The sequence below is a fragment of the Peribacillus sp. TE19612 genome (genome assembly GCF_056279465.1).
In genome coordinates, this window is the sequence record NZ_JBWCCL010000006.1 from 302,048 (window position 1) to 322,689 (window position 20,642).

Here is a 20,642-nt window from a genome sequence, read left to right on the forward strand (position 1 = left end):
ATGAAATTCGTAAAAAACGATCAAACAGCTGTATTCGCCCTGGGCGGTTTAGGCGAAATCGGTAAGAACACATATGCTGTTCAGTTTCAAGATGAAATCATCATCATTGATGCTGGAATTAAATTTCCTGAAGATGAACTCCTCGGTATTGACTATGTGATTCCAGATTACAGCTATTTAGAGAAAAATGTAGATAAAATCAAAGGTGTTTTCATTACCCATGGTCATGAAGACCACATTGGCGGGATTCCTTATTTACTTAGAAAAGTGAATGTCCCTGTATACGGCGGGAAGCTTGCACTTGGACTGCTTCGTAATAAATTGGAAGAACACGGCCTTTTACGTCAGACAACCATGATTGAAATCAGTGAAGATGAAGTGATCAAGTTCCGGAAAACGTCCGTCTCTTTCTTCCGTACAACTCACAGTATCCCTGACTCATATGGAATCGTCGTAAAAACCCCACCTGGACAAATTGTCCATACTGGTGATTTTAAATTCGACTTCACCCCAGTGGGTGAGCCTGCAAACCTGACCAAGATGGCTGAAATCGGTAAAGAAGGTGTATTGTGCTTACTCTCGGATAGCACAAATAGTGAAGTGCAGAACTTTACTATGTCCGAAAGCCGTGTCGGTGATACCATTCAAGACATTTTCCGCAAGGTTGACGGCCGGATTATTTTTGCAACGTTTGCATCGAACATCCATCGCCTTCAGCAAGTTGTGGAAGCAGCCGTGGCCAACGGCCGTAAAATAGCCGTTTTTGGCCGAAGCATGGATTCAGCCATATCAATCGGACAAGATCTTGGTTATATCGTAGCGCCTAAAGATACATTTATTGATGTACAGCAATTGAATCGTATGCCTGCGAATAAAGTAACCATCCTTTGTACAGGCAGCCAAGGTGAACCAATGGCAGCACTATCGCGCATAGCGAACGGCACTCACCGTCAAATTCAAATCATCCCTGGTGATACGGTAGTATTTTCTTCTTCACCCATCCCAGGTAACACAATCAGTGTTTCCAGAACGATCAATCAATTATATCGTGCAGGAGCAGACGTCATTTCAGGTCCTCTTAATGACATTCATACATCAGGACATGGCGGACAGCAGGAACAAAAGCTTATGCTCCGTTTGATAAAACCAAAATTCTTCATGCCAATCCATGGTGAATACCGTATGCAAAAACTGCATGCCCGCCATGCAGTCGATTGCGGCGTTCCGGAAGAAAATTGCTTTATCATGGATAATGGTGAAGTTCTTTCCTTAAGTGAGAACACAGCTCAAATCGCTGGTAAAATCCCTTCAGGTTCGGTTTATATCGATGGAAGCGGCATTGGGGATATCGGTAATATCGTTCTGCGTGATCGTCGGATTCTTTCCGAGGAAGGCCTTGTCGTTGTTGTTGTCAGCATCAATATGAAGGAATTCAAAATTGCATCCGGTCCTGACATCATCTCACGCGGATTTGTTTATATGAGAGAATCAGGAGACCTTATCAGCGATGCTCAATCCTTGATCACAAAGCATTTAAATAAGGTGATGGATCGCAAAACTACACAATGGTCTGAAATCAAAAATGAAATTACAGACACTCTATCTCCATTCCTATATGAAAAAACGAAACGCCGTCCGATGATCCTGCCGATCATCATGGAAGTGCAATAAATAAAAGAAGCCCAGCCATCATTTGGCTGGTCTTTTTTTGTTTAGGTTTGTAAATCCCCACCTTGAATTCCACTCCAGTCACTCACTTTCCACGGCTGTCCGGGAGGCTCCCCGTCGCTTTAGAAGCCTGTGGGGTCTCCCTTACACGTCTCCCGCAGGAGTCTCGAATACCCGCTCCAATCAATTTGTTTTAAAAGTTAGATAGAACTCCTTTTGTCTACAGTCTTTCTTGTTTTAAAAATGGAAAGCTTCCGAAAGTAAACTGATAAGAAGCATGTATTTGTTGATTCCACACTGTCGAAGTGCCGGAAACACGAGTTTATCAAGTACGCAAAAATAAAAAGGGAATTGAAAAATTGTCGATGCAGGCTATTCTCTATAACTCCTTCAGATCCAATTAAAAAATAAAAAGGTTTCGGAATGAGGCCATTCCGAAACCTTTTTGTTTTCCTTTGATAAAAGCACTGCTCGATTTTAGCAGGACGCTTACTTATTCCACAATTTTTTTTTCAAAGCGATTGATGTCCGAATCCGCGCCGATGACGATCAATATATCACCTTTATGAATTAAATCGCTCGCCTGTGGGGAAACATTTATTTCGTTCCCTCTTTTGATTGCGACTATATTCAGTCCATAGTGGGCACGGATATCAAGGTCAATTATCGAGTTTCCATTCATCTTTTGGCTTGCAACAATTTCGACGATGGAGTGTTCATCAGAAAGCTCCAAATAATCGAGAATATTATTTGAGACGATATTATGGGCAATCCTTCTCCCCATATCCCGTTCGGGGTGCACGACAAAGTCGGCCCCGATTTTACGAAGAACCTTCTCGTGATAATCATTTTGCGCTTTAACCGTAACATTTCCGACACCCAATTCCTTAAGCATGAGAGTCGTCAATATACTAGCTTGAATATTCTCGCCAATCGCTACAATGACGTGATCAAAATTTCGAATCCCTATGTTTCTCAGTACATTTTCATCTGTCGTATCCCCTACTACAGCATGTGAAGCTATTCTGGCAAATTCATTCACTCGATCTTCGTCGGCATCGATAGCCAGAACCCCTAATCCTTCTTCAGCTAATGTCTTGACTATGCTGCCGCCAAAACGGCCAAGTCCAATCACCGCAAATTCTTTTTTCACAATAAGCCCTCCAACGTCATTCGTTCTTTCTTTAGAGCATGTTCTTTACTGAAAATCATTTTTATGCTTCGCTTCCTTTAAACGTTATATAATCCGTTAAGTGATCGATCGCGAGTTCAATCGCTTTTTCATCCGGGCTTAACTTGGCGTGGTGCAATCCGTATTCCGATGAAACCCCCAGCCAGAACATGAATCCTGGAATCTCCTTTAACATATAACCAAAATCTTCACCAGTCATTGCTTCAGTACATTGATGCAAACGAACAGCAGTTGACTTCTCTGTGAATTCCATGAATTCCCGGGTCAACCGTTCTTCATTATATACCTGGTGATACATTGCGCCATAGTCGATTTCAGCCAAGCACTCATATCCCACTTGTATACCATCCACAAGCGCTTTTATCCTAGACTTGACCTTTACCATCGATTCGGGGTTAAGAGTGCGTATTGTGCCCTCTAACCGCGCTGTCTCCGCAATAATGTTTTGAACAGTGCCTCCAGTAATCTTCCCAACTGTAATGACAGCTGAATCAAGCGGATTGACATTCCTGGAAACGATTGTTTGAAGCTGCCCTACAAGCGAGCAGGCCGCAACGACCATGTCATTTGTTTCGTGCGGATAGGCTGCATGCCCTCCTTTCCCACTCAAATCGATGAATAATTCAGATGTATTGGCAAATAGAAGCCCTTCTTTAACGGCAATCGTCCCAACTGGATACTCCGGAGCAATATGTAAAGCAAGAATCATATCAGGCTTCCATTTTTTCATCGTTTCCGATTTAAGCATTGGTTCAGCTCCGCCAGGACCCTCTTCTGCAGGCTGGAAGATGAATAGCAAGTCATCATCTATCGGATTTTCCGTGAAATATGTCAATAATCCCAAACCTATGCTCATATGAAAATCATGACCGCAGGCATGCATATATTCCTCGTGGTTGGATGCAAACGGCAATCCGGTTTCCTCTTTTATCGGCAAACCGTCTATATCAGCCCTGTAGCCAATGGTTTTTCGCGGGTTCATTCCCTTCACTTTCACGAATATCCCAGTTCGCCATGTTTCTATTTCCATTCGCTCCTGGGCCAGATTCGTTATGTAATTCAGTAGGTATTGCTGCGTCTTGAATTCTTTGAACCCTATCTCCGGTATTTGATGCAGATCACGCCGAATCTTGGCAAAAAGGTTTATTTTCACATTATTCCCTCCCTATACAGAAAGCGTGGATATAGTTATCCACGCTTCAGGCAATATTCACTAAAGAAATTAAAGTTGACGAAGTTCTTGCATGATTTCTGTTTTTGATTTTGTTTTTTCGTCAATTTGTTTAATGACCCTCGCCGGGATACCAGCAGCCACGGAGTATGGAGGAACGTCTTTCGTTACGACGGCACCAGCAGCGACAACGGAACCTTCTCCGATTTTGACACCTTCCAGTACGACCGCATTGGCTCCGATCAATACATCATCTTCCAAAATGACCGGCTGTGCGGAAGGTGGCTCGATGACACCTGCTAAAACGGCACCAGCACCTACGTGACAGTTTTTGCCCACTGTTGCACGTCCGCCCAGTATTGCGTTCATGTCGATCATTGTACCTTCACCGATGACAGATCCAATATTGATTGATGCACCCATCATGATGACTGCGTTATCTCCAATGGAAACTTGGTCACGGATTATTGCGCCTGGCTCGATACGGGCTTTGATGCCTTTTAGGTCCAATAAAGGAATGGCAGAGTTACGACGATCATTTTCAACTACATAATCCTCGATTTTTGTTCCTGCTGTCTTGATCGCTTCTTCGATTTCAGACCACTCACCGAATACAACCCCTGTATTTCCTGTTATGAAAGTTTTAGAAGCTGGACCAAAATCCAGGCCTTCTAAATCGCCTTTGACATATACCTTTACAGGTGTAGATTTTTTACTATTCGAGATAAAAGAAATAATTTCGTTTGCATCCATTTTATTCATTCCGGGTAAACCTCCTAAATATGTATCATTACTCGTTTTAAATTTACCAGACAACAGCCGGCAAGACAAGTTGAATGTCACTCATATATATTAATCTGCCCTATTGACATTTTCGTCGGCGGACCTATAACATTCCTTGGTCGCGGATATGCTCTTTCACCACTTCCGTGAAAGCTTGGACTTGCTTTAACTGGAAGGCAGATTCATAGCCGCAAAGCCATGTATCACGTTCGATTGAGTGGTTATGCCCATCCAGTAGAGGGATTTTAAATACATTCGTATCTTTATCATGTAAAGTGATGGCTGGCAGGATCGCATATCCAATACCATTAAACACCATTTGTTTGCATGTTTCGATTTGATCAACGACAATGGTGTTTTTTGGTGTCGTTTGAAATTGCCGATGCCACCAATCTTGGATTTCCTGATAATAATTCGAATCGCTTTTAAACTGAATGAATGGACGGTCCGTTTCGAACACTTGATTCAATTCCTTCATTTCAGTATCCACCAAATACAGCATATCCGTGAATAAATGCTGTTTTACGCCTTTCCAATCCGGTGCTCCCCTTATGATGCCAATATGCACTTGCCCTTCATACAAAGACTTTAAAATCTCACTGCTCCAGCCAGTGATCAAGGAAATTTTTGCATACGGATATTTTCGGACGAACTTTTTCAATACTTGCGGCAGCCAATTTTGACCGACAATCGAGGCACAGGCTATTTTCAAAGTGCCATATACTTCATGGTCCATGGCTTGAATACTTTCCCTAACCTTCTCTTCTTTTTCTATAACCTCATTGGCCAAACGAATTACCGCTTCACCTGCAGGCGTCAGTGACAGCCCCTTTTGTGAACGCAGAAACAGTTTCGAGCCCCAATCCTTTTCTATTGATTGTAAACGCTGGGATAAAGCCGGCTGGGAAACGAACAACCGCTCAGCTGCTTTTCTCATATTCATTTCCTGAGCAAGCACTGATAATAAATGAAATTCTGAAAATGACATACACACCAACCTCTTGATAATTAATTCTTATCATGATGATTTAATTTATATAAATTTTATTATCAACAAAGTCCGCTTATAACACAAGTGAAAAGAAACGGAGTGAATATCCTTTGACGATCATTTTATTGCTTGCCATCAGTTTTGCAGCATCCTTTGTCGGGACATTGGCCGGGAGCGGCGGTCTCATCGGCATGCCGTCCCTTCTTTTGATAGGTTTACCCATTCACCAGGTTATTGGATCGGTCAAATTTCCCAATATGTTTTCTTCTTTATCTAGCTTTTATATTTTACTCAAGAAAAAGCAGCTAAAATTGAAGGATGCCCTCCAGTTAATCCCATTTGCCCTTTTTGGTGGCTTATGCGGCGGTCTGCTTGCTAATTCATTCTCCGAGAAGGCAATGAATTTGTTAGCCATCTGCCTTTTGACTGTCGCTTTGATCATGAATTTCATCAAAAAACCGAAACCTTCCGATGAATCGGATTGGCATCTCCCAAAAAAAGTTTATCCATCCCTATTCGGAATCAGTGTCTATGACGGAATGTTCGGACCGGGACATGCGACCATGCTCATGTATACCTTTTTAAGAAATGGCGCCACCTACCTTCAATCCCTGGCCTTTACTAGATTCCAAACTTTCATTAGCTGTACAGCTGCATTCATTACCTATTTCATGGCCGGTAACATTGCATGGGGGATTGCCATTTATTACACGATTGGTTCCCTGATCGGATCACAGCTGGCCTTGCGTGTGGCTCAAAAAATCTCCACTGGACAGTTGAAATTCATTTTACATTCGGTCACGATCGCATTATTGATTCAATTGGTCATCAGAGTTGCGTTTCCTTAAAACATAGGCAAACTCCATTAACGAGTCTGCCTTTTTACTATGCCTTCTTATTCTTTCTTAGTCTCGTTAGAAACAGGAAGCTGATTACAGAGAAGACTAGAACAATGAGATAAATCGTCTGTAAAGACAATGTAAGTCCTTCCTGTAAAACATTTACGACATTTTCAGGAAGCGACGTGCGTTCTTCACTGTTCAACAATTTATTTGCCGTATCTATCGTCACTCCCGATCCGGCCGGCGCATGCTCGTTCAGATAAGCGTGAAGCCTCATATTCATGATTCCTCCAAGTAATGCAGCACCTACAGTATTTCCTAAATTACGCATGAACATATTGGAAGCTGTCGCAATACCCCTTCGTTCCCAGCTGACGGTTTTTTGAATGACGACAATGAATGAGGTAGAAGTCAAGCCCATGCCTACACCGACAAAGAAGGATCCCATGGCGGCAACAATGGGCCCAGCTTCCGGCTTCATCCATACTAGGATCAGACTCCCAAGGATCAATGAGCACCCTCCAAGAAGGGAGGTTGATTTAAATCCTATTTTCAACAATAACTTGCCTGACACCATAGATGCGATCGGCCAGCCAATTGACATGGCTGTCAATGTAAAACCAGCTACCGTAGGCGAGCGCTCCATCACGCCCTGAACGAATGTGGGGAGGAAACTTGATAATCCAATCATCATCACCCCTGTCGTCAAGGATACTAGGTTCGCAATCAGAATGGAACGCTCCTGCCAGATTTCAAATGGCATCATCGGTTCGGCTGCTTTCTTTTCCTGAAGAATGAATAGGATAAAGGTGATGATGGCCACTAATGCCAAGGATATGACCGGAGCTGAAGTCCATGACCATTTCACTCCTCCTTCTACGAGCAGCACCATAAGAGTGGATATGGACAATGTCAATAGCGTTGCACCTAGGTAATCGATATCACGTTTTTTCTTTTCGATATTTTCATGAAGGAATAACCAAATTCCAATAAAAGATAGTACGCCCAAAGGAATATTGACCCAAAAGACAAGTTTCCAAGTCAGGGATTCAACGAGCAAGCCGCCCAATGCTGGTCCCATGACCGCTGAAATGCCCCAAACGCTCGATAGATACCCTTGAACGCGTGCCCTCTCTTCATTTTTATAGATATCACCAATAATTGTCGAGGCTACAGGTGCTACAGCTCCCGCCCCAAAACCTTGTACAAAGCGATAAATGATGAGTTCCGTCATCGAATTGGCAAAGCCGCAAAGAAGGGAGCCGATTAAAAAGACAACGATTCCAAATAATAAGACGGGTTTTCTCCCGAGTATGTCCGATAGCTTTCCGTAGATCAAAACTGTTACGGCGTTCATTAACAAATAGCCTGAAAACACCCAGCTGTATAGTGAAAAACCACCTAAATCACTTACAATGGCCGGCATTGCCGTCGAAACGATCGTTCCTTCAATAGCATTCATAAACATCGCCAACATGATGGCAGCCAATATTAAGGGACGTTTCAATTTTTTATTCTGCACGTTTGCACTATCCATTGCATGGCCCAATGTTTGCATCCTCTCCTAATAGATCCTACCTGTTAATAGACTTCACCACTAACTGGATCAAATATGTAAAAAAACAAGAAAACTCGCCAACTGGCGAGTCTTGGGGTTAACCGTCATTTTATGCCTTGCTTATTTATCAGGTGTATTTTGTTTAAATACTTTTTTCAAGATTGCCCTTCTTGTTAAGATGCCTTCAAATACATGTTCGTCATTCTCCACACAGACAAACGGATGATCAATCAACAATTCCACACCCTTGGTCAATGTATCTTCAATATGCAGGCGAGGTATTTCTATATTCATTATTTCGGAAACTTTTTTATGCTCAAGATTATCAAATTCAATTCGTTCCAGTCCCAAGATTGAATCGAGAATGACTGGTGTGCTAATTAAACCATGCAGTTTATACATCGGATCTAACACAGGAATGGCCGTATAACCACTCTTTGTTAATACCAATAGTGCATGTTCTAAGTTATTGGTTACCTGCACGTGGGCCACGCGTTCAGAAGAAATCATTAAGTCTTTAACGCTGGATTCCAATAAATCCCCATCATGAGTACCGATCATGTTAAAACCCCTTACCATATGTTTTTATATACAGCTCTTTCTATAGTTTAACATATGTAAGCAGAAAAGGCTCATTCCTAGACCAATAAAATCCCAATTGGCGGGATTCGTGAGAGACCCTTAGCCCTTACTAGTTTTGATGTTAACCTGTTTAAAACCGCATTCCGGGCATTGATAAATCACATTTTGGTTGGATTGTGCCGTTAATACATTTTCCATTTCCCTTTCCTCACCGCATTCCGGACATATTACCATCGGATTTTTCATTTACATCCCTCCAACTAATAAGATGTCGTAAAAATCACTACTTCATTCAGTAAAAATTGACCGGTTTTTCACAATAAAAAAGCCGCTTCCAATGGAAGGCGGCTTTTTGTGTTTTTTTAAGATTGAAGAAGATCAAAGATTTCAATGGTAATCATATCAATATTATCAAATTGATATTTTGATGATTTCCCTTTATCACTGTATACTTCAAGCTCGAACATTTCTGTTTTGCTGAAATATGTAACCTGGCACTTTTTCACACCATCTATTTCAAAAAAACGTTGAGCAGATTCAGATTCCTTCGCTTGCTCTTGAAGACTTTTCAATCTGGTAAGGATGCCCTGTAATTGAGACATACTCCCTCTCCTTTCTGAATAAAACCTTTTCGATAGGTTTCACTATACCATACTTTTCTATCCAGTAGCCACGCGGAAATAAATTCAGAATAATTTAAAACTTCATTCTTTACATGGCACTATTAACAGAATAAAATAAGGAATGGATTTTGTACATGAAAAATTTTCTGGGGGTAGATTCTGTTGCAAAACATTAGTGAGCTTGGTTTTCGAATTTCATTGATTGATGGTTTTGATTTGGATAGAAGAAATCGTACAGGAACATATGTAATTGCCGATGAAGACATCACCTTAGTCGAAACTTCCGCCAGCCCTTCCATCCCCCACTTAATGAAGGGGCTCGAACATTTGGGAATCGCCCTCGAAGATATTACATATATCATTCTTACCCATATTCATTTGGACCATGCAGGTGGAGCTGGACTTTTTTTACAGCATTGTCCGAATGCCAAAGTGATCGTCCACCCAAAAGGCGCAAGGCATCTAGAAGATCCAACACGTTTGATCGCTGGGGCTAAAGCAGTCTATGGTGAAGAATTCAACAAGCTTTTCGATCCGATATTACCTATACCTTTTGAAAAAATGCTGATTAAACAAGATAGGGAATCCCTAAAAACAAGTGATACTTCCACGTTGACCTTTTATGATACGCCAGGACACGCGAACCATCATTTAAGCATATACGATTCGGTTTCAAAAGGGATGTTTTCAGGTGACACCGTAGGCATCTATTATCGTGAACTCGATGAAGAAGGTTTGGAATTTTACTTACCGTCCACATCGCCAAACCAATTTAATCCCGACGCGATGCTTGCTGCAGCGGAATTGTATGAAAGCGTTGGCGTCGAACGTATATATTTTGGCCATTACGGCGTATCGGAAAATCCTAAGGAAGTATATAAACAACTTCATTACTGGCTGCCTAAATTTGTGGAGACTGCCAAATCGGCATATAGGGAATATGCTAGCTTCGAGGATCAAGTGGCAGCAACCAGTAAAAATATTTTCACGGAAGTCGCTGTTCATTTAGGCGAAAAAGGAATCACTGCTGATCATCCAGTTTTTGATATCATTGCCATGGACTTGAACGTTTGTTCCATGGGATTGATAGACTATCTTGTAAAACAGGAGAAAAATCGGTAAAACGATCCTTGAGGTTTATCCCTATTCAAATGTCTTGGCATTCTCTATAATGAAAAAGTGAACCCTACTAAAGCATATATGGAGGAATGAAATGAAAGACGTTACACTCTATACCCAACCTGATTGCCCTCCCTGCAAAATCATGAAAATGTTCTTTGATGATAATAATATAGTATACAAAGAAAAAGATATTAAAGCAGATGGGCATGCACGTAAAGAACTAACCAATAAATACGGGGCTTATTCCACACCAACGGTCGTCATCGACGGGAAAGCCATTATTGGTTTTGAATTGGACGAAATAAAAAAAGAATTGAATATATAACAAAAAGTCTAGAGAAGGCTGTGGCCTTCTCTAGACTTTTTCATTTCAGCTTCCTTTAAAATCCCCAATTCTATTTTCTGTTTTCATACTTTACATCCGTTACCTTCCAAGCGCCATTTTCCTTTTTCAAAGTAACTGCTTCAACATGTTTTTCCATCGATACAGGTCCGTCCCCATTGTCCTGGAATTCTTCCTGAACATAAATGACATCACCGTTTTTCCCATATACAATTTCCGTATTCTTATCGTAACTGAAGAAAGGGATATAATACGGAGCGAAATCTGAACCAAATGCGGTATAACCGCCTTCGACTTTCACTACATTCGCTTGGACGAACTTCTCGATGAGATCACCTGTGAAATGTTTATCCAACTTTCCTTCAATCGCTTCCTTAGATCGTACTTCTTCGCTGATCGAACGTTGATTCTCCATGGCATCATGTACTAAAGATAGTACTTCCTCTCTATGTAAGCCCTCCGCTGAAGCAGTGAACCCCCCATTTAAAAATAAAAGGACGCTGGCAAGACATGCAACTAAATATTTACTCATTACAATCATCTCCTCGTTATAGAATTTCTCCTAATGATTCGGATTTTTGCCTCTGTCTTTCAATACCCGTCCAGGTCAAAGCCAAACTACAAAATCACATTCTCCGTTAGAACTTGAAACCATCGCCCATTTTTCACAATAAAAAAGAAGATTTCATGATATTGAAATCTTCTTCTTACTACTATCGAAAAGCATAGTAAAAAATAAAACCGGCAACCAAAATCGTCCCAATAAAAAGAGAAACGAATATCGGGTTCTTTAAATAAGGATGTTCCTTAACTGAATCATCGATAGTCGAATCATATCTGGCTTTCACTTTCTGTGCCCTTGCTACAGAATAAGTATAAAAGAGCAGATATAACGCCATGACTGTAACGATTATGATTAGAATCCAGATGTACGTGCTCAAAATATGTCTCCTCCAAGCGCATCATTTCTGCTTATCGTTACACATTTAAAGCGATTATATTCATGAATCGTTTTTTTATAATAGTGCTTCATTTTCATATAAATAACTATAAGAAAGATCACAGAAAATATATTCCTTATTATTCAGTGGATAGGAAAAGGTCCGAATGGTCTCCCCCGTTTCAATATCACTGTATAAATCGGATAGCCTTCCTTTTTTCTCGTTACGCATCTTTACAATATTTTCGAGGAAATAAGGTCTCCAGCTCCAATTTTTATTCATATAACTCGGTTGGACTATCCATTGCCCGTCCTTATGGAGGATATTGGGGGATTTTTGATACCCCTCTTCATCACATATATATAGACGAAAACATATTGAATCCAATTTTTTCGCCAAAACTCCGAGAAACTCTTCATGGGAGCCGGCCCGCTTATGCTGTTTTAAGAAGTTTTGCATATTCTCGTTGAATTGCAAAGTCTTTTGATAAACGGCTTCAAGCTTCTTGGTCTCTAAAGAAATGAAGGACTGGCATTCTTGATGGAATTTTTCACGAAGTAAATCTTTATTGATGAATTCGCCTTCCGGTTTCGCCAAGAAATACCCTTGATAATATCGTCCCCCATTCTTCCATGCAAAGCGAAGCTGGTATTCGGACTCAATGTTCTCGAATAGTAAGTTGGCGCCGATTTTACGTGCTAGCATGCTTAAAGAAAACAGGATGACCTGATAGGCATCTCCACCTGAAATGCGAAGCTGGTCCAAGTTAACTTTTAAAATATTCGGAGAAATCTGTGCGATTCGGTCCAGTTGCGTATCTTGTCCTAAATGATCTAAAGCTATCTTAATCCCATATGTTTTAAAGTAAGCAAGCACATGCTGCAGAGGATCTAAGTTTTCCGGACTGATCGTGTCTGATAATTCCAACACGATCCGGTGCATTTCCTCCGGTTGAAAATGACGATGTAAAATCTCCATGAATTCTTCGCCATGATCCAGCATAAGCAAATTAGGATCTCTGTTGATAAAGATAAGAAAATCTTCACCATAGTCTTTTATTCTCTCCAAGGCAATTTCAAGTACGTAATTATCCACTTCCACCCTATACTCTTCCGGCACTGCAGAATCGTGAAAAAATGGGCCAAGGCTTTTATATTCAGATTGTTCCTCATAGCGCCCTAGAATTTCATACCCGATTACCTGATGTTGATCTGCACTGAAAATCGGTTGAAAGAATGGTGTCACCCTGTCTAAATTCTTTAATATCTTTTCTGTATCCATGATGCATCTTCCCCCTAATTACGAAAACACCAATATGCCAAAATTATACCATTAGTTTCTTGCATTGATAATAAATAATTTTAATTCCTACTGCATAACTCTTTTTTCAGTGCATTAAAATTCCCCATTCATCCTATCCAATTTAAAAGAAGCACACTGAAAAGACATTGCCCATTAGTGGACAATGCCTTATGACTTATCAGAAAGGGAAGAACCATGGTATCGTAATCACCATGATAACGCCAATGAAGATCTGTATGGATATCCCGATCATGATAAAATCTTTATGCTTGTAATCACCTGCCGTCATGACAAGCGCGTTGGTAGTGGCAACCCTTGGAGTGGATAACGCCAAACTGCCAGCAACGGCAAGGCATAGAAACACAGGAAGTGGATCGATTCCTTGATTAACCGCAGATGTCAGGGCGATGGGCGTCATGATAACCGTCGCGGCTCCATACGGGATGAATTGGCTCAGGATCAGTGTCAGGAGGTAAAAGACCGCTAAAATGCCGTGTGCTCCGATATTACTGAATAAAACGGCCAGCCAATCACTTATCATTCTCACTCCACCCGTATTATCCAATGCAGCCGTTATTCCGAACATGGCAGCTATCAATAGCACAGGTTCCCAGTTAATCTTTTGGTAAGCTTCCTCCATCGAACGGACACAGCCAGTAACCACCATCAACAATGCGGCCGTCAATACCGACAGAACAGCAGGGACGGACTCCATCGATAAAAGAATGACCATCAAAGCAGTGATTCCCAAGGCAATCCAAGCTTTGCCCTTGGAATTCACCGGAGAGCCATCTTCCGATGTACTCCCAATAACGATGACATCCTGCAAATCCGAGGAAATCCTTTCAATGTTCTCCCATTCTCCATGTATCAGGATTGCATCCCCCGGTTTCAGGCGTTCCGTACCGACATCCGCTTGAATATATTCGCCATTCCGATTGATTGCCAGTACATTACATTGGTATTTCTCACGAAAATGGACATCTATCAAAGTTTGATTTTCATAATCCGAGTTCGGGACGATCAATATTTCCGTCAATCCAAATCTACTGCTAAGAAAATGTTTCTTTATTTGCTCGGTATTGAAATGTTTAAATTCCAGCTCATAGTTAAGTGCCAATCTCTCAACTGCTTCTTCTTCTCCAAACACCAAAATGATATCTTCAGGGTGAAGAACCTCATCCGCCCTGGCTGAAATCGTCTGCTGCCTTTGCAACAGCGGCAATTGCTTATCCTTCGGCTTCCGCTGGATTTCAATTAAAGTCAATTCATACTGAATAGGAAGCTGGAGGTCCGACAGCCTTTCCCCAACAATATCGGAAGTAGCGGGTATATGCAGATAATGCAATCGGTCATATACTTTGTACATGCCGGCAAGCTCCCCTGCCGACAGTCCCTTTACACTATTGTTCGCTGCAATGGTCTTCTCGGGAAGCAACAGGCGTCCGAGTGTCAACATGAAGAATAACCCTGCTGCAAAGGCGACTAAGCCCACAGGTGTAAAGTCAAAAAATGATAAATTCCCTATTCCATTTTGCCGTAATACATCAGCGACGATCATATTGGAGGGAGTACCTGTAAGTGTTAATAGCCCTCCAATACTGCTTGCATAGGCAAGGGGTAATAAATACCTTGTCGGACTTGTTTTTTGTTGTAAGGCCATGCTCATGACGAGCGGTAGCAGTATGGAAACAATTCCAGTTCCGCTTAAAAAAGCACTTAATATTCCTGCTGTCAGCATGACGATAAGCAGCGATTTCCATTCACTGCCCCCACATAAACCCAACAACTTATTTCCTGCCTTTTCCACGATTCCTGTATTTAACAGGCCGGCACCGACTATAAATAGCCCAGCCAGCATGATGACCACTTGATTCGCAAAACCGGCCACTAGTTCATCCAATGTAAGAATCCCCAGTAACCCCAGAATGGATAGTGCACTAAGTGCAATTAAATCTGCTCGAAATTTTCCTTGTATAAAAAGCGCAATCGCGCATAGAAGTATAATCAGTGTAATAAACATTGGTTCGGTCATCATGTTACCTCCGTATAGATGTTCAATTTCAAACCGGATACGGTTTCATCAAACCCCAGTTTACATGTTTTTCATAGGCTTATAGAAGATATTTTCTTCAATTTATGTATATTGTTTGTTAGTATGAGGAAGTAACATTTTTATATTAGATAGGTTGATTAATTTGAATAAACCCATTTCCAGAAGAACATTCTTAAAGAAAAGTCTTGGTACTTTGGCTACCTTAACCGGTTTAGGTATTGGCGGAAACTATTATGCCCATAATTTGGAGCCGAAATGGTTGGAAACCAAGCATAAAATCATCAGCCATCCGCTTATCCCAAAAGGTTTTCATGGCATGAAAATGGTCCAATTCAGCGATACGCATTTAGGCTTCCAATTTCAGCTTAAAGATTTACAAGCCATTGTCAATAAGGTAAACGAACTGGACCCTGATGTTATTTTATTTACTGGAGATTTAATGGACCAGCCTAATAAATACAAGGCTCACCAGAAAATCCCTCTCGTTTTGAATCAGCTCAAAGCGCCGCTTGGAAAATTCAGCATCTATGGTAACCATGATCATGGGGGATATGGCTCAGAAATTTACAGCGATATCATGGAAAAATCCCATTTTACCATGTTGCAAAATACCTCAGCTAAGATAACCTTATTATCGGCTGAAGAAATAATCATTGCCGGTGTTGATGATGCCATGCTAGGAAAGCCGGATTTTGAAAAAGCCCTTTTCGGCATCCCGAAAGAAGTGTTCACCATCATGCTTTCACATGCCCCTGACCTTGCCGACATATCAAGGACTTACGACATCCAGTATCAAATAAGCGGGCACAGTCATGGAGGTCAAGTGCAAATTCCCTTCGCTGGTGCCCTAGTAACCCCCCCATACGCTGAAAAGTACCGGGAAGGCACGTATGAAATCGATTCATTAACCTTACATGTTAATAGAGGCCTTGGCACTACCCGTCTCCCCTATCGTTTTCTTTCACGTCCGGAGTTAACTGTTTACGAATTCCAAGCCGAAAAATGATAGAAAAAGAACACAAGGGAAACGGCCAGACTTATTAACAAAACCTGTGCGGATAAAACAACTTGTTGCCATGAATCATTTGTAATCGACTCCTATGAATTATAGCATTAGATGTATATCTGAGAAAACCAGGTTTTTTTTACCAGTACCCGTGGTAATTGCCATAAAGGTTATACCATAATTAAATAGCCACATAGGAAAGTGCCGATACAACCTAAAACAGACACCGTTATATAGATAAGGCAATCTATATAACGGTGTTTTCTAATAAGTTCAAGCGTTTCCATACTGAATGTTGAAAAGGTCGTAAAAGCGCCCAGGAAACCTATCGTCAGAAAAACCTGCAAAGATAAAGCCCAGCTTTCTTTCTGTGGCAACACCATTCCCAGCCCAAAGGATCCTATAAGATTAATCAGTAAAATGCTAACGGGTATCGAGACGGCTGGCAATAGCCTATTAAAAATAATCTGCAAGACATATCTAGAGGCCGCCCCAAAAAAGCCTCCTATAAAAACTGAAAGAACCTCAATCAAAGAGTCTCACCTCTCCGTTTTTTAAACAGGCCCAGTCCAAGGAAACCAGCGACCAAACCAAATAAAAGCGTGGCTCCAAGATACATTCCCGCCAATGGCAGAGAAGTCTGCAGGAGATTCACCACTTCCTGAGAAAATGTGGACATCGTGGTAAAACCGCCGCAAAACCCGCTGCCCAGCGCCAAAAAAACAAATGATTTCTTTTTCGAGGCGAAATACCCATTTATCATTCCAAGTAAAAAGCTGCCTACTATATTTATTAAGAGGGTTCCAAGCGGGAAGAAGGAATGGCCGGCAGTCAAGATTACGCAATAACGCAATATCGCTCCAGCCGCTCCTCCAAAACCGACTGCAAAAATGCTTTTAAACCGATCCATCAAGGTCACCCCAAATTTTTATCATAAGTAGATTCATTATAACAGATTAAGATGAAACAGGCTCTTTTCTTAAAAAAATCCATACTATATAAAGAATTTGAGAAAAGGAGGCTAATTATGCAAACACAGTATTTACCTTACTATCACTATCCACAGACCATAATGCTGCAGAACGATTACAGAAATGCATATGGGAATGAATATGGACCTGAATATTGGAATGACGAGCGCTTCTTTCCTTTCTTTCCTCTATTGGCTCCTGTAGCTTTTGTTGCAGGATTGGCAATTGGACCGTTGCTATTCAATAACCGTCCACCTGTCTATCCTCCATATCCTCCTCCATACCCGCCCGCCTACCCTCCTTACCCTGCTTATCCAGCGTACCCTCCCTATCAAGGCTTTCAGGGTTACCAGCAACAACAATTCGGCGCACAGGCTGGGGTATCTGAAAATATCAATATCTACACTCAATAAGAGTTGGACAGAAGGCGACATAAACGCCTTCTTTTTCTTGGACCAAAAGGAGTCCGATTGAATTTTACTTCCCTATATATTTTGAAGTGGTATAATATGAAAATGAATAGATGGTAAAGTGTTGGGAAATGATGGTCATACCCTAGAGGTGTACATGCTTAATTTTTTCACTATTTTCTGCCTGGTTGCACACACGTCTCTATTTCAACCAATATATAAAACAGGTTTTTCCTGAAGGAAGTCTGTATGTAACGTCCTTCTAACCTTATTAAGAAAAGGAGTTTCCACTAATGAACCAAACGAAAGGACATTCTGAAAGGGATGAGTTTTCGATAAACTCCCTTGCCCAAGCCGTGTTTATTGTCAATAAACATGCAAAGACTGCATTGGAGCCAAAGAATTTATATAATTTAAAACGGCTCGCATTAAGCAAGCTTATGCAAGAAGGAAAAGCGAAGAAGATTGGACTTCATTTCTCTGATAACCCTCGCTTTGCAGCACAGCAATCCGACGTCATTGTCGAATGCGGATCATATGTTTTTCATTTACCTCCCACTAAGGAAGATTTGAAAAAACTACCCCACCTCGGCAGCCGGGCAGCCTCCATACGGAACCCTAAAGCCGCGTTGTCATTATCCAAGGCCAAACAGATCCTGCAATCTTACGTTGGACAAGCAGGTGAAAAACAACCGAACACAACCAATACCGAGAAAAGGGCTCACGGGCGCAGGTCGGTCAAGCAACCTTTTAACAATCCATTCCCATCTACCTTTTTAGGAAAAGGTTCCAAGTATTGATCATTGATAAACCAAACGGGCCGTGAGGTAACGCCTCATCGGCCCGTTTTCACATGCATAATACCAATCTGTCTATCAACTTTATAAGCTCTGCAATTTCAGGCTTGCTGATTTGCGCGTCAGCCCCTACGACCTGACCTTTATGACGCAGGCTGTCAGTAATCAATGAAGAGAAAATAATCACCGGCAGCCCAGCGAGTTCCCCGTTTTCCTTTATTCTTCTAGTCAAATGATGTCCATCCATCTGAGGCATCTCAATATCGGTAATCACCAGTTGCACTTCATCTTCAACCACTTTTCCTGATTCAATCAAATTCTCAAGATAATTAAATGCATCAAGTCCATTCTCATAAAACTCCAAGTACTTGAATCCTGCTTCTGACAATGTATCGAACAGCAGCTTTCTCAGTAATGGTGAATCTTCAGCAATCAGGATTCTCTTGTCAGAATTTTGCCGGATACCAAGCTTTTTTACCTGTTGGATGTTTATTCCTGATTCTGGATTGATTTCGACCACTATTTTTTCAAAATCGAGTAACAGTAACAGTTCACTATTTAATTTTATTACTCCGATAATCTGACTTTCAAGGCCCTGATACATATCCGAAGGCTTTTCGATTTGGGACCAGGAAATACGGTGGATCTGTGTTACGGTATGGACATGGAAAACCACTTTTTGCTGATTGAATTCAGCCACTATGAATTTATCCTGCTCAGGAGTTTCAGATGGCGGAAACCCTAAAGCATCCGCGACATTCACAACTGGCAGGACTTCTCCGCGAAGCTCGATGATTCCCTCCACATTTGGATGGGAATGAGGGACAAGCGTGATGGAGACAGGATTGATGATTTCCTTCACCTTAATTACGTTAATGCCGAATTTATTCTTTCCGAGACCGAATTCCACTATCTCAAGCTCATTCGTTCCACTTTCCAGTAATATTCCTTTATTTGCTTCCATTGTTTCATCTCGCCCTTCTGCTTTTTCATTTCAAAATTTCATAAATCATTAAACCGCTATGAAAAATATCATGGTTTCATCAATGAACTCATACCTAATAATTCGGTTAAATATTTCTTTTGTTTAGAGCATGGATAAAAAAAATCCAGAAGTGATCATTTATTAAAGCCCAAACAAAAAAGGGACCCATCTGAGTCCCCCTTATTCCAAGCTCATTTTTAACCACTGTCATTCCGCCACCATATCGTTCGTATGCCTATCCCTTCGATATAAACCTCTGCCGCGCAAACAAAATACTGCATACTCACCAATTTCTCAACTGAGTCTTATCTCTTTCGCGACCTTTTCTTAGGATTGAGCCAACCTTTTTTTACAAAGAATAAAAACATCATCAAGGCGATACCGCCCATCGTTCCAAGAATGAGGAAATAGCCATAATGCCAATTTAATTCCGGCATATATTCAAAATTCATCCCATATACGCCCACTATGAAGGTCAGCGGCATGAAAATGGTAGTGATGACAGTCAATGTCATCATCGTTGAATTCATATTATTAGAGTTCACAGATAAATAGCTATCACGGATATCGGACGAAAAATCTCGATACGATTCAAGCATTTCAGTCAATTTAAGAAGATGATCGTACACATCATTAAAATAAAGATGCTGATCTTTCAAGTAATTCAGACGCTCCGATGAAATCATTCTGTACAATAAATCACGCATCGGCAATATGGTCCGACGGAGCCTGGACATATCTGTACGTAAATCGAAAAGCTGATCCATCAATTCGTTAATCGCGTCATTTTCAGTATTTTCCTCTATGCTGCCCAATTCGCTTTCAATTTTATAAACAGGCGGGAAGAATTCATCGACGATCCTGTCAATTATCCTATGCAATAAGAAAAATGGACTTTGCTTCAACATTTTATTACCGGCAATTTCTTCCCATACCTTTTCCAGTTCAAGTAAATCTTCCTTATGAAAACTGACTATCCATTTTTCACCAACAAACATATCCAATTCCACTGCTTTAAATACCTTCTCCCTTAAAGCATGAATCACAAGAAATTGGTAGCCTTCATAAAAATCCATTTTGGGACGTTGATTAAAATCATCCAGGCAATCTTCAATTGCCAGCGGATGAAATTGAAAATGATTGGTTAAAAGTTCGATTTCCTTGTTTGTGGGATTGGAAAAATCCACCCAGTACCACTCGATTTCCGGATTATCCATTTCCGTTAGCGGTAAACCAAAACTGACTTCATGATTTGAAGTAATTGCGCAAGTCCTTATCATATGTATCAACCCTCAAAAT

At 41.1% G+C, this 20,642-nt stretch carries 23 protein-coding genes; 7 read left to right on the top strand and 16 right to left on the bottom strand.

The genetic code is table 11. From position 1 onward, the window contains the following. Entirely contained in the window at positions 1-1,671 is a 1,671-nt protein-coding gene (gene rnjA, locus ACZ9AO_RS13425) for a ribonuclease J1 (RefSeq protein WP_034314071.1), read from the top strand. Between the two features lie 490 nt (positions 1,672-2,161). On the opposite strand, the gene ACZ9AO_RS13430 is transcribed toward rnjA, so the two are convergent. The 4 genes from ACZ9AO_RS13430 to ACZ9AO_RS13445 form a co-directional block, all read right to left on the bottom strand. Next, positions 2,162-2,821, bottom strand: a complete 660-nt coding sequence (locus tag ACZ9AO_RS13430) for a potassium channel family protein (RefSeq protein ID WP_034314073.1) — start codon at positions 2,819-2,821, stop codon at positions 2,162-2,164. Between the two features lie 61 nt (positions 2,822-2,882). Further along, positions 2,883-4,007: an N-acetyldiaminopimelate deacetylase gene (locus ACZ9AO_RS13435; RefSeq protein WP_476109235.1), complete on the bottom strand. Its 1,125-nt coding sequence runs from the start codon at positions 4,005-4,007 to the stop codon at positions 2,883-2,885. 75 nt (positions 4,008-4,082) lie between these two features. Next, positions 4,083-4,793 carry a 2,3,4,5-tetrahydropyridine-2,6-dicarboxylate N-acetyltransferase gene (gene dapD, locus ACZ9AO_RS13440; RefSeq protein WP_251538850.1) on the bottom strand — a complete coding sequence of 237 codons (711 nt, stop codon included), beginning with the start codon at positions 4,791-4,793 and terminating at the stop codon, positions 4,083-4,085. A gap of 124 nt (positions 4,794-4,917) precedes the next feature. Then, positions 4,918-5,802 (bottom strand): LysR family transcriptional regulator, encoded by an 885-nt coding sequence (locus ACZ9AO_RS13445; RefSeq protein WP_034314080.1) that lies wholly within the window; start codon positions 5,800-5,802, stop codon positions 4,918-4,920. A 113-nt stretch (positions 5,803-5,915) separates the two neighbouring features. Here ACZ9AO_RS13445 and ACZ9AO_RS13450 point away from each other — a divergent pair, with 113 nt between their 5' ends. Beyond that, positions 5,916-6,653 (top strand): sulfite exporter TauE/SafE family protein, encoded by a 738-nt coding sequence (locus ACZ9AO_RS13450; RefSeq protein ID WP_251538848.1) that lies wholly within the window; start codon positions 5,916-5,918, stop codon positions 6,651-6,653. Positions 6,654-6,690: 37 nt separating this feature from the next. Here the strand turns inward: ACZ9AO_RS13450 and ACZ9AO_RS13455 are convergent, their stop codons facing one another. From ACZ9AO_RS13455 to ACZ9AO_RS13470, 4 genes are all read right to left on the bottom strand, one after another. Then, positions 6,691-8,205 carry an MDR family MFS transporter gene (locus ACZ9AO_RS13455; protein ID WP_476109222.1) on the bottom strand — a complete coding sequence of 505 codons (1,515 nt, stop codon included), beginning with the start codon at positions 8,203-8,205 and terminating at the stop codon, positions 6,691-6,693. A gap of 120 nt (positions 8,206-8,325) precedes the next feature. Further along, on the bottom strand, positions 8,326-8,766 hold the full coding sequence (gene cbpB / locus ACZ9AO_RS13460; protein ID WP_034314084.1) for a cyclic-di-AMP-binding protein CbpB: 441 nt from the start codon (positions 8,764-8,766) through the stop codon (positions 8,326-8,328). Between the two features lie 120 nt (positions 8,767-8,886). Next, positions 8,887-9,033 carry a hypothetical protein gene (locus ACZ9AO_RS13465; protein ID WP_094246583.1) on the bottom strand — a complete coding sequence of 49 codons (147 nt, stop codon included), beginning with the start codon at positions 9,031-9,033 and terminating at the stop codon, positions 8,887-8,889. A gap of 116 nt (positions 9,034-9,149) precedes the next feature. After that, entirely contained in the window at positions 9,150-9,389 is a 240-nt protein-coding gene (locus ACZ9AO_RS13470) for a YkuJ family protein (RefSeq protein WP_034314086.1), read from the bottom strand. A 183-nt stretch (positions 9,390-9,572) separates the two neighbouring features. Here ACZ9AO_RS13470 and ACZ9AO_RS13475 point away from each other — a divergent pair, with 183 nt between their 5' ends. Both ACZ9AO_RS13475 and ACZ9AO_RS13480 read left to right on the top strand, forming a co-directional pair. After that, positions 9,573-10,532 carry an MBL fold metallo-hydrolase gene (locus ACZ9AO_RS13475; protein ID WP_251538846.1) on the top strand — a complete coding sequence of 320 codons (960 nt, stop codon included), beginning with the start codon at positions 9,573-9,575 and terminating at the stop codon, positions 10,530-10,532. Positions 10,533-10,623: 91 nt separating this feature from the next. After that, positions 10,624-10,857 carry a glutaredoxin family protein gene (locus ACZ9AO_RS13480; protein WP_034314090.1) on the top strand — a complete coding sequence of 78 codons (234 nt, stop codon included), beginning with the start codon at positions 10,624-10,626 and terminating at the stop codon, positions 10,855-10,857. A gap of 70 nt (positions 10,858-10,927) precedes the next feature. Here the strand turns inward: ACZ9AO_RS13480 and ACZ9AO_RS13485 are convergent, their stop codons facing one another. The 4 genes from ACZ9AO_RS13485 to ACZ9AO_RS13500 form a co-directional block, all read right to left on the bottom strand. Further along, positions 10,928-11,407 (bottom strand): DUF3993 domain-containing protein, encoded by a 480-nt coding sequence (locus tag ACZ9AO_RS13485; RefSeq protein ID WP_048687100.1) that lies wholly within the window; start codon positions 11,405-11,407, stop codon positions 10,928-10,930. Between the two features lie 181 nt (positions 11,408-11,588). Beyond that, complete coding sequence (locus tag ACZ9AO_RS13490; RefSeq protein ID WP_048687102.1) at positions 11,589-11,816, bottom strand: hypothetical protein; 228 nt, start codon at positions 11,814-11,816, stop codon at positions 11,589-11,591. A 75-nt stretch (positions 11,817-11,891) separates the two neighbouring features. After that, a complete protein-coding gene (locus ACZ9AO_RS13495) occupies positions 11,892-13,097 on the bottom strand; it encodes an EAL domain-containing protein (RefSeq protein WP_048687103.1) in 1,206 nt (401 codons plus the stop codon). A gap of 199 nt (positions 13,098-13,296) precedes the next feature. Continuing rightward, positions 13,297-15,153 carry an SLC13 family permease gene (locus ACZ9AO_RS13500; RefSeq protein WP_476109223.1) on the bottom strand — a complete coding sequence of 619 codons (1,857 nt, stop codon included), beginning with the start codon at positions 15,151-15,153 and terminating at the stop codon, positions 13,297-13,299. A gap of 163 nt (positions 15,154-15,316) precedes the next feature. Here ACZ9AO_RS13500 and ACZ9AO_RS13505 point away from each other — a divergent pair, with 163 nt between their 5' ends. Next, entirely contained in the window at positions 15,317-16,180 is an 864-nt protein-coding gene (locus ACZ9AO_RS13505) for a metallophosphoesterase (RefSeq protein WP_251538841.1), read from the top strand. Positions 16,181-16,350: 170 nt separating this feature from the next. On the opposite strand, the gene crcB is transcribed toward ACZ9AO_RS13505, so the two are convergent. After that, the gene (gene crcB / locus ACZ9AO_RS13510; protein ID WP_048678196.1) at positions 16,351-16,713 is read right to left on the bottom strand and encodes a fluoride efflux transporter CrcB; all 363 of its coding nucleotides are present in this window, start codon (positions 16,711-16,713) and stop codon (positions 16,351-16,353) included. Then, positions 16,710-17,090, bottom strand: a complete 381-nt coding sequence (locus ACZ9AO_RS13515; RefSeq protein WP_251538839.1) for a fluoride efflux transporter FluC — start codon at positions 17,088-17,090, stop codon at positions 16,710-16,712. The genes crcB and ACZ9AO_RS13515 overlap by 4 nt, the downstream gene beginning before the upstream one ends. A 162-nt stretch (positions 17,091-17,252) precedes the next feature. Here ACZ9AO_RS13515 and ACZ9AO_RS13520 point away from each other — a divergent pair, with 162 nt between their 5' ends. Both ACZ9AO_RS13520 and ACZ9AO_RS13525 read left to right on the top strand, forming a co-directional pair. Beyond that, positions 17,253-17,564, top strand: a complete 312-nt coding sequence (locus ACZ9AO_RS13520) for a hypothetical protein (protein WP_370028936.1) — start codon at positions 17,253-17,255, stop codon at positions 17,562-17,564. Positions 17,565-17,854: 290 nt separating this feature from the next. Then, positions 17,855-18,361 (top strand): YkyB family protein, encoded by a 507-nt coding sequence (locus ACZ9AO_RS13525; protein ID WP_063596360.1) that lies wholly within the window; start codon positions 17,855-17,857, stop codon positions 18,359-18,361. A gap of 49 nt (positions 18,362-18,410) precedes the next feature. On the opposite strand, the gene ACZ9AO_RS13530 is transcribed toward ACZ9AO_RS13525, so the two are convergent. Beyond that, positions 18,411-19,322: a chemotaxis protein gene (locus tag ACZ9AO_RS13530; RefSeq protein ID WP_476109224.1), complete on the bottom strand. Its 912-nt coding sequence runs from the start codon at positions 19,320-19,322 to the stop codon at positions 18,411-18,413. Between the two features lie 326 nt (positions 19,323-19,648). Continuing rightward, a complete protein-coding gene (gene corA / locus ACZ9AO_RS13535) occupies positions 19,649-20,623 on the bottom strand; it encodes a magnesium/cobalt transporter CorA (protein WP_476109225.1) in 975 nt (324 codons plus the stop codon). Between the last annotated feature and the right edge of the window lie 19 nt (positions 20,624-20,642).

What these genes read in the sequence shown, in the direction of transcription:
- ACZ9AO_RS13525 (WP_063596360.1), top strand. Translation starts at nt 17,855, where the DNA reads ATGAACCAAACGAAAGGACATTCTGAAAGGGATGAGTTTTCGATAAAC.
- cbpB (WP_034314084.1), bottom strand. Translation starts at nt 8,766, where the DNA reads ATGATCGGTACTCATGATGGGGATTTATTGGAATCCAGCGTTAAAGAC.
- corA (WP_476109225.1), bottom strand. Translation starts at nt 20,623, where the DNA reads ATGATAAGGACTTGCGCAATTACTTCAAATCATGAAGTCAGTTTTGGT.
- rnjA (WP_034314071.1), top strand. Translation starts at nt 1, where the DNA reads ATGAAATTCGTAAAAAACGATCAAACAGCTGTATTCGCCCTGGGCGGT.
- dapD (WP_251538850.1), bottom strand. Translation starts at nt 4,793, where the DNA reads ATGAATAAAATGGATGCAAACGAAATTATTTCTTTTATCTCGAATAGT.
- ACZ9AO_RS13530 (WP_476109224.1), bottom strand. Translation starts at nt 19,322, where the DNA reads ATGGAAGCAAATAAAGGAATATTACTGGAAAGTGGAACGAATGAGCTT.
- ACZ9AO_RS13480 (WP_034314090.1), top strand. Translation starts at nt 10,624, where the DNA reads ATGAAAGACGTTACACTCTATACCCAACCTGATTGCCCTCCCTGCAAA.
- ACZ9AO_RS13495 (WP_048687103.1), bottom strand. Translation starts at nt 13,097, where the DNA reads ATGGATACAGAAAAGATATTAAAGAATTTAGACAGGGTGACACCATTC.
- ACZ9AO_RS13465 (WP_094246583.1), bottom strand. Translation starts at nt 9,033, where the DNA reads ATGAAAAATCCGATGGTAATATGTCCGGAATGCGGTGAGGAAAGGGAA.
- ACZ9AO_RS13485 (WP_048687100.1), bottom strand. Translation starts at nt 11,407, where the DNA reads ATGAGTAAATATTTAGTTGCATGTCTTGCCAGCGTCCTTTTATTTTTA.
- ACZ9AO_RS13470 (WP_034314086.1), bottom strand. Translation starts at nt 9,389, where the DNA reads ATGTCTCAATTACAGGGCATCCTTACCAGATTGAAAAGTCTTCAAGAG.
- ACZ9AO_RS13455 (WP_476109222.1), bottom strand. Translation starts at nt 8,205, where the DNA reads ATGCAAACATTGGGCCATGCAATGGATAGTGCAAACGTGCAGAATAAA.
- ACZ9AO_RS13445 (WP_034314080.1), bottom strand. Translation starts at nt 5,802, where the DNA reads ATGTCATTTTCAGAATTTCATTTATTATCAGTGCTTGCTCAGGAAATG.
- ACZ9AO_RS13520 (WP_370028936.1), top strand. Translation starts at nt 17,253, where the DNA reads ATGCTGCAGAACGATTACAGAAATGCATATGGGAATGAATATGGACCT.
- ACZ9AO_RS13500 (WP_476109223.1), bottom strand. Translation starts at nt 15,153, where the DNA reads ATGACCGAACCAATGTTTATTACACTGATTATACTTCTATGCGCGATT.
- ACZ9AO_RS13515 (WP_251538839.1), bottom strand. Translation starts at nt 17,090, where the DNA reads ATGGATCGGTTTAAAAGCATTTTTGCAGTCGGTTTTGGAGGAGCGGCT.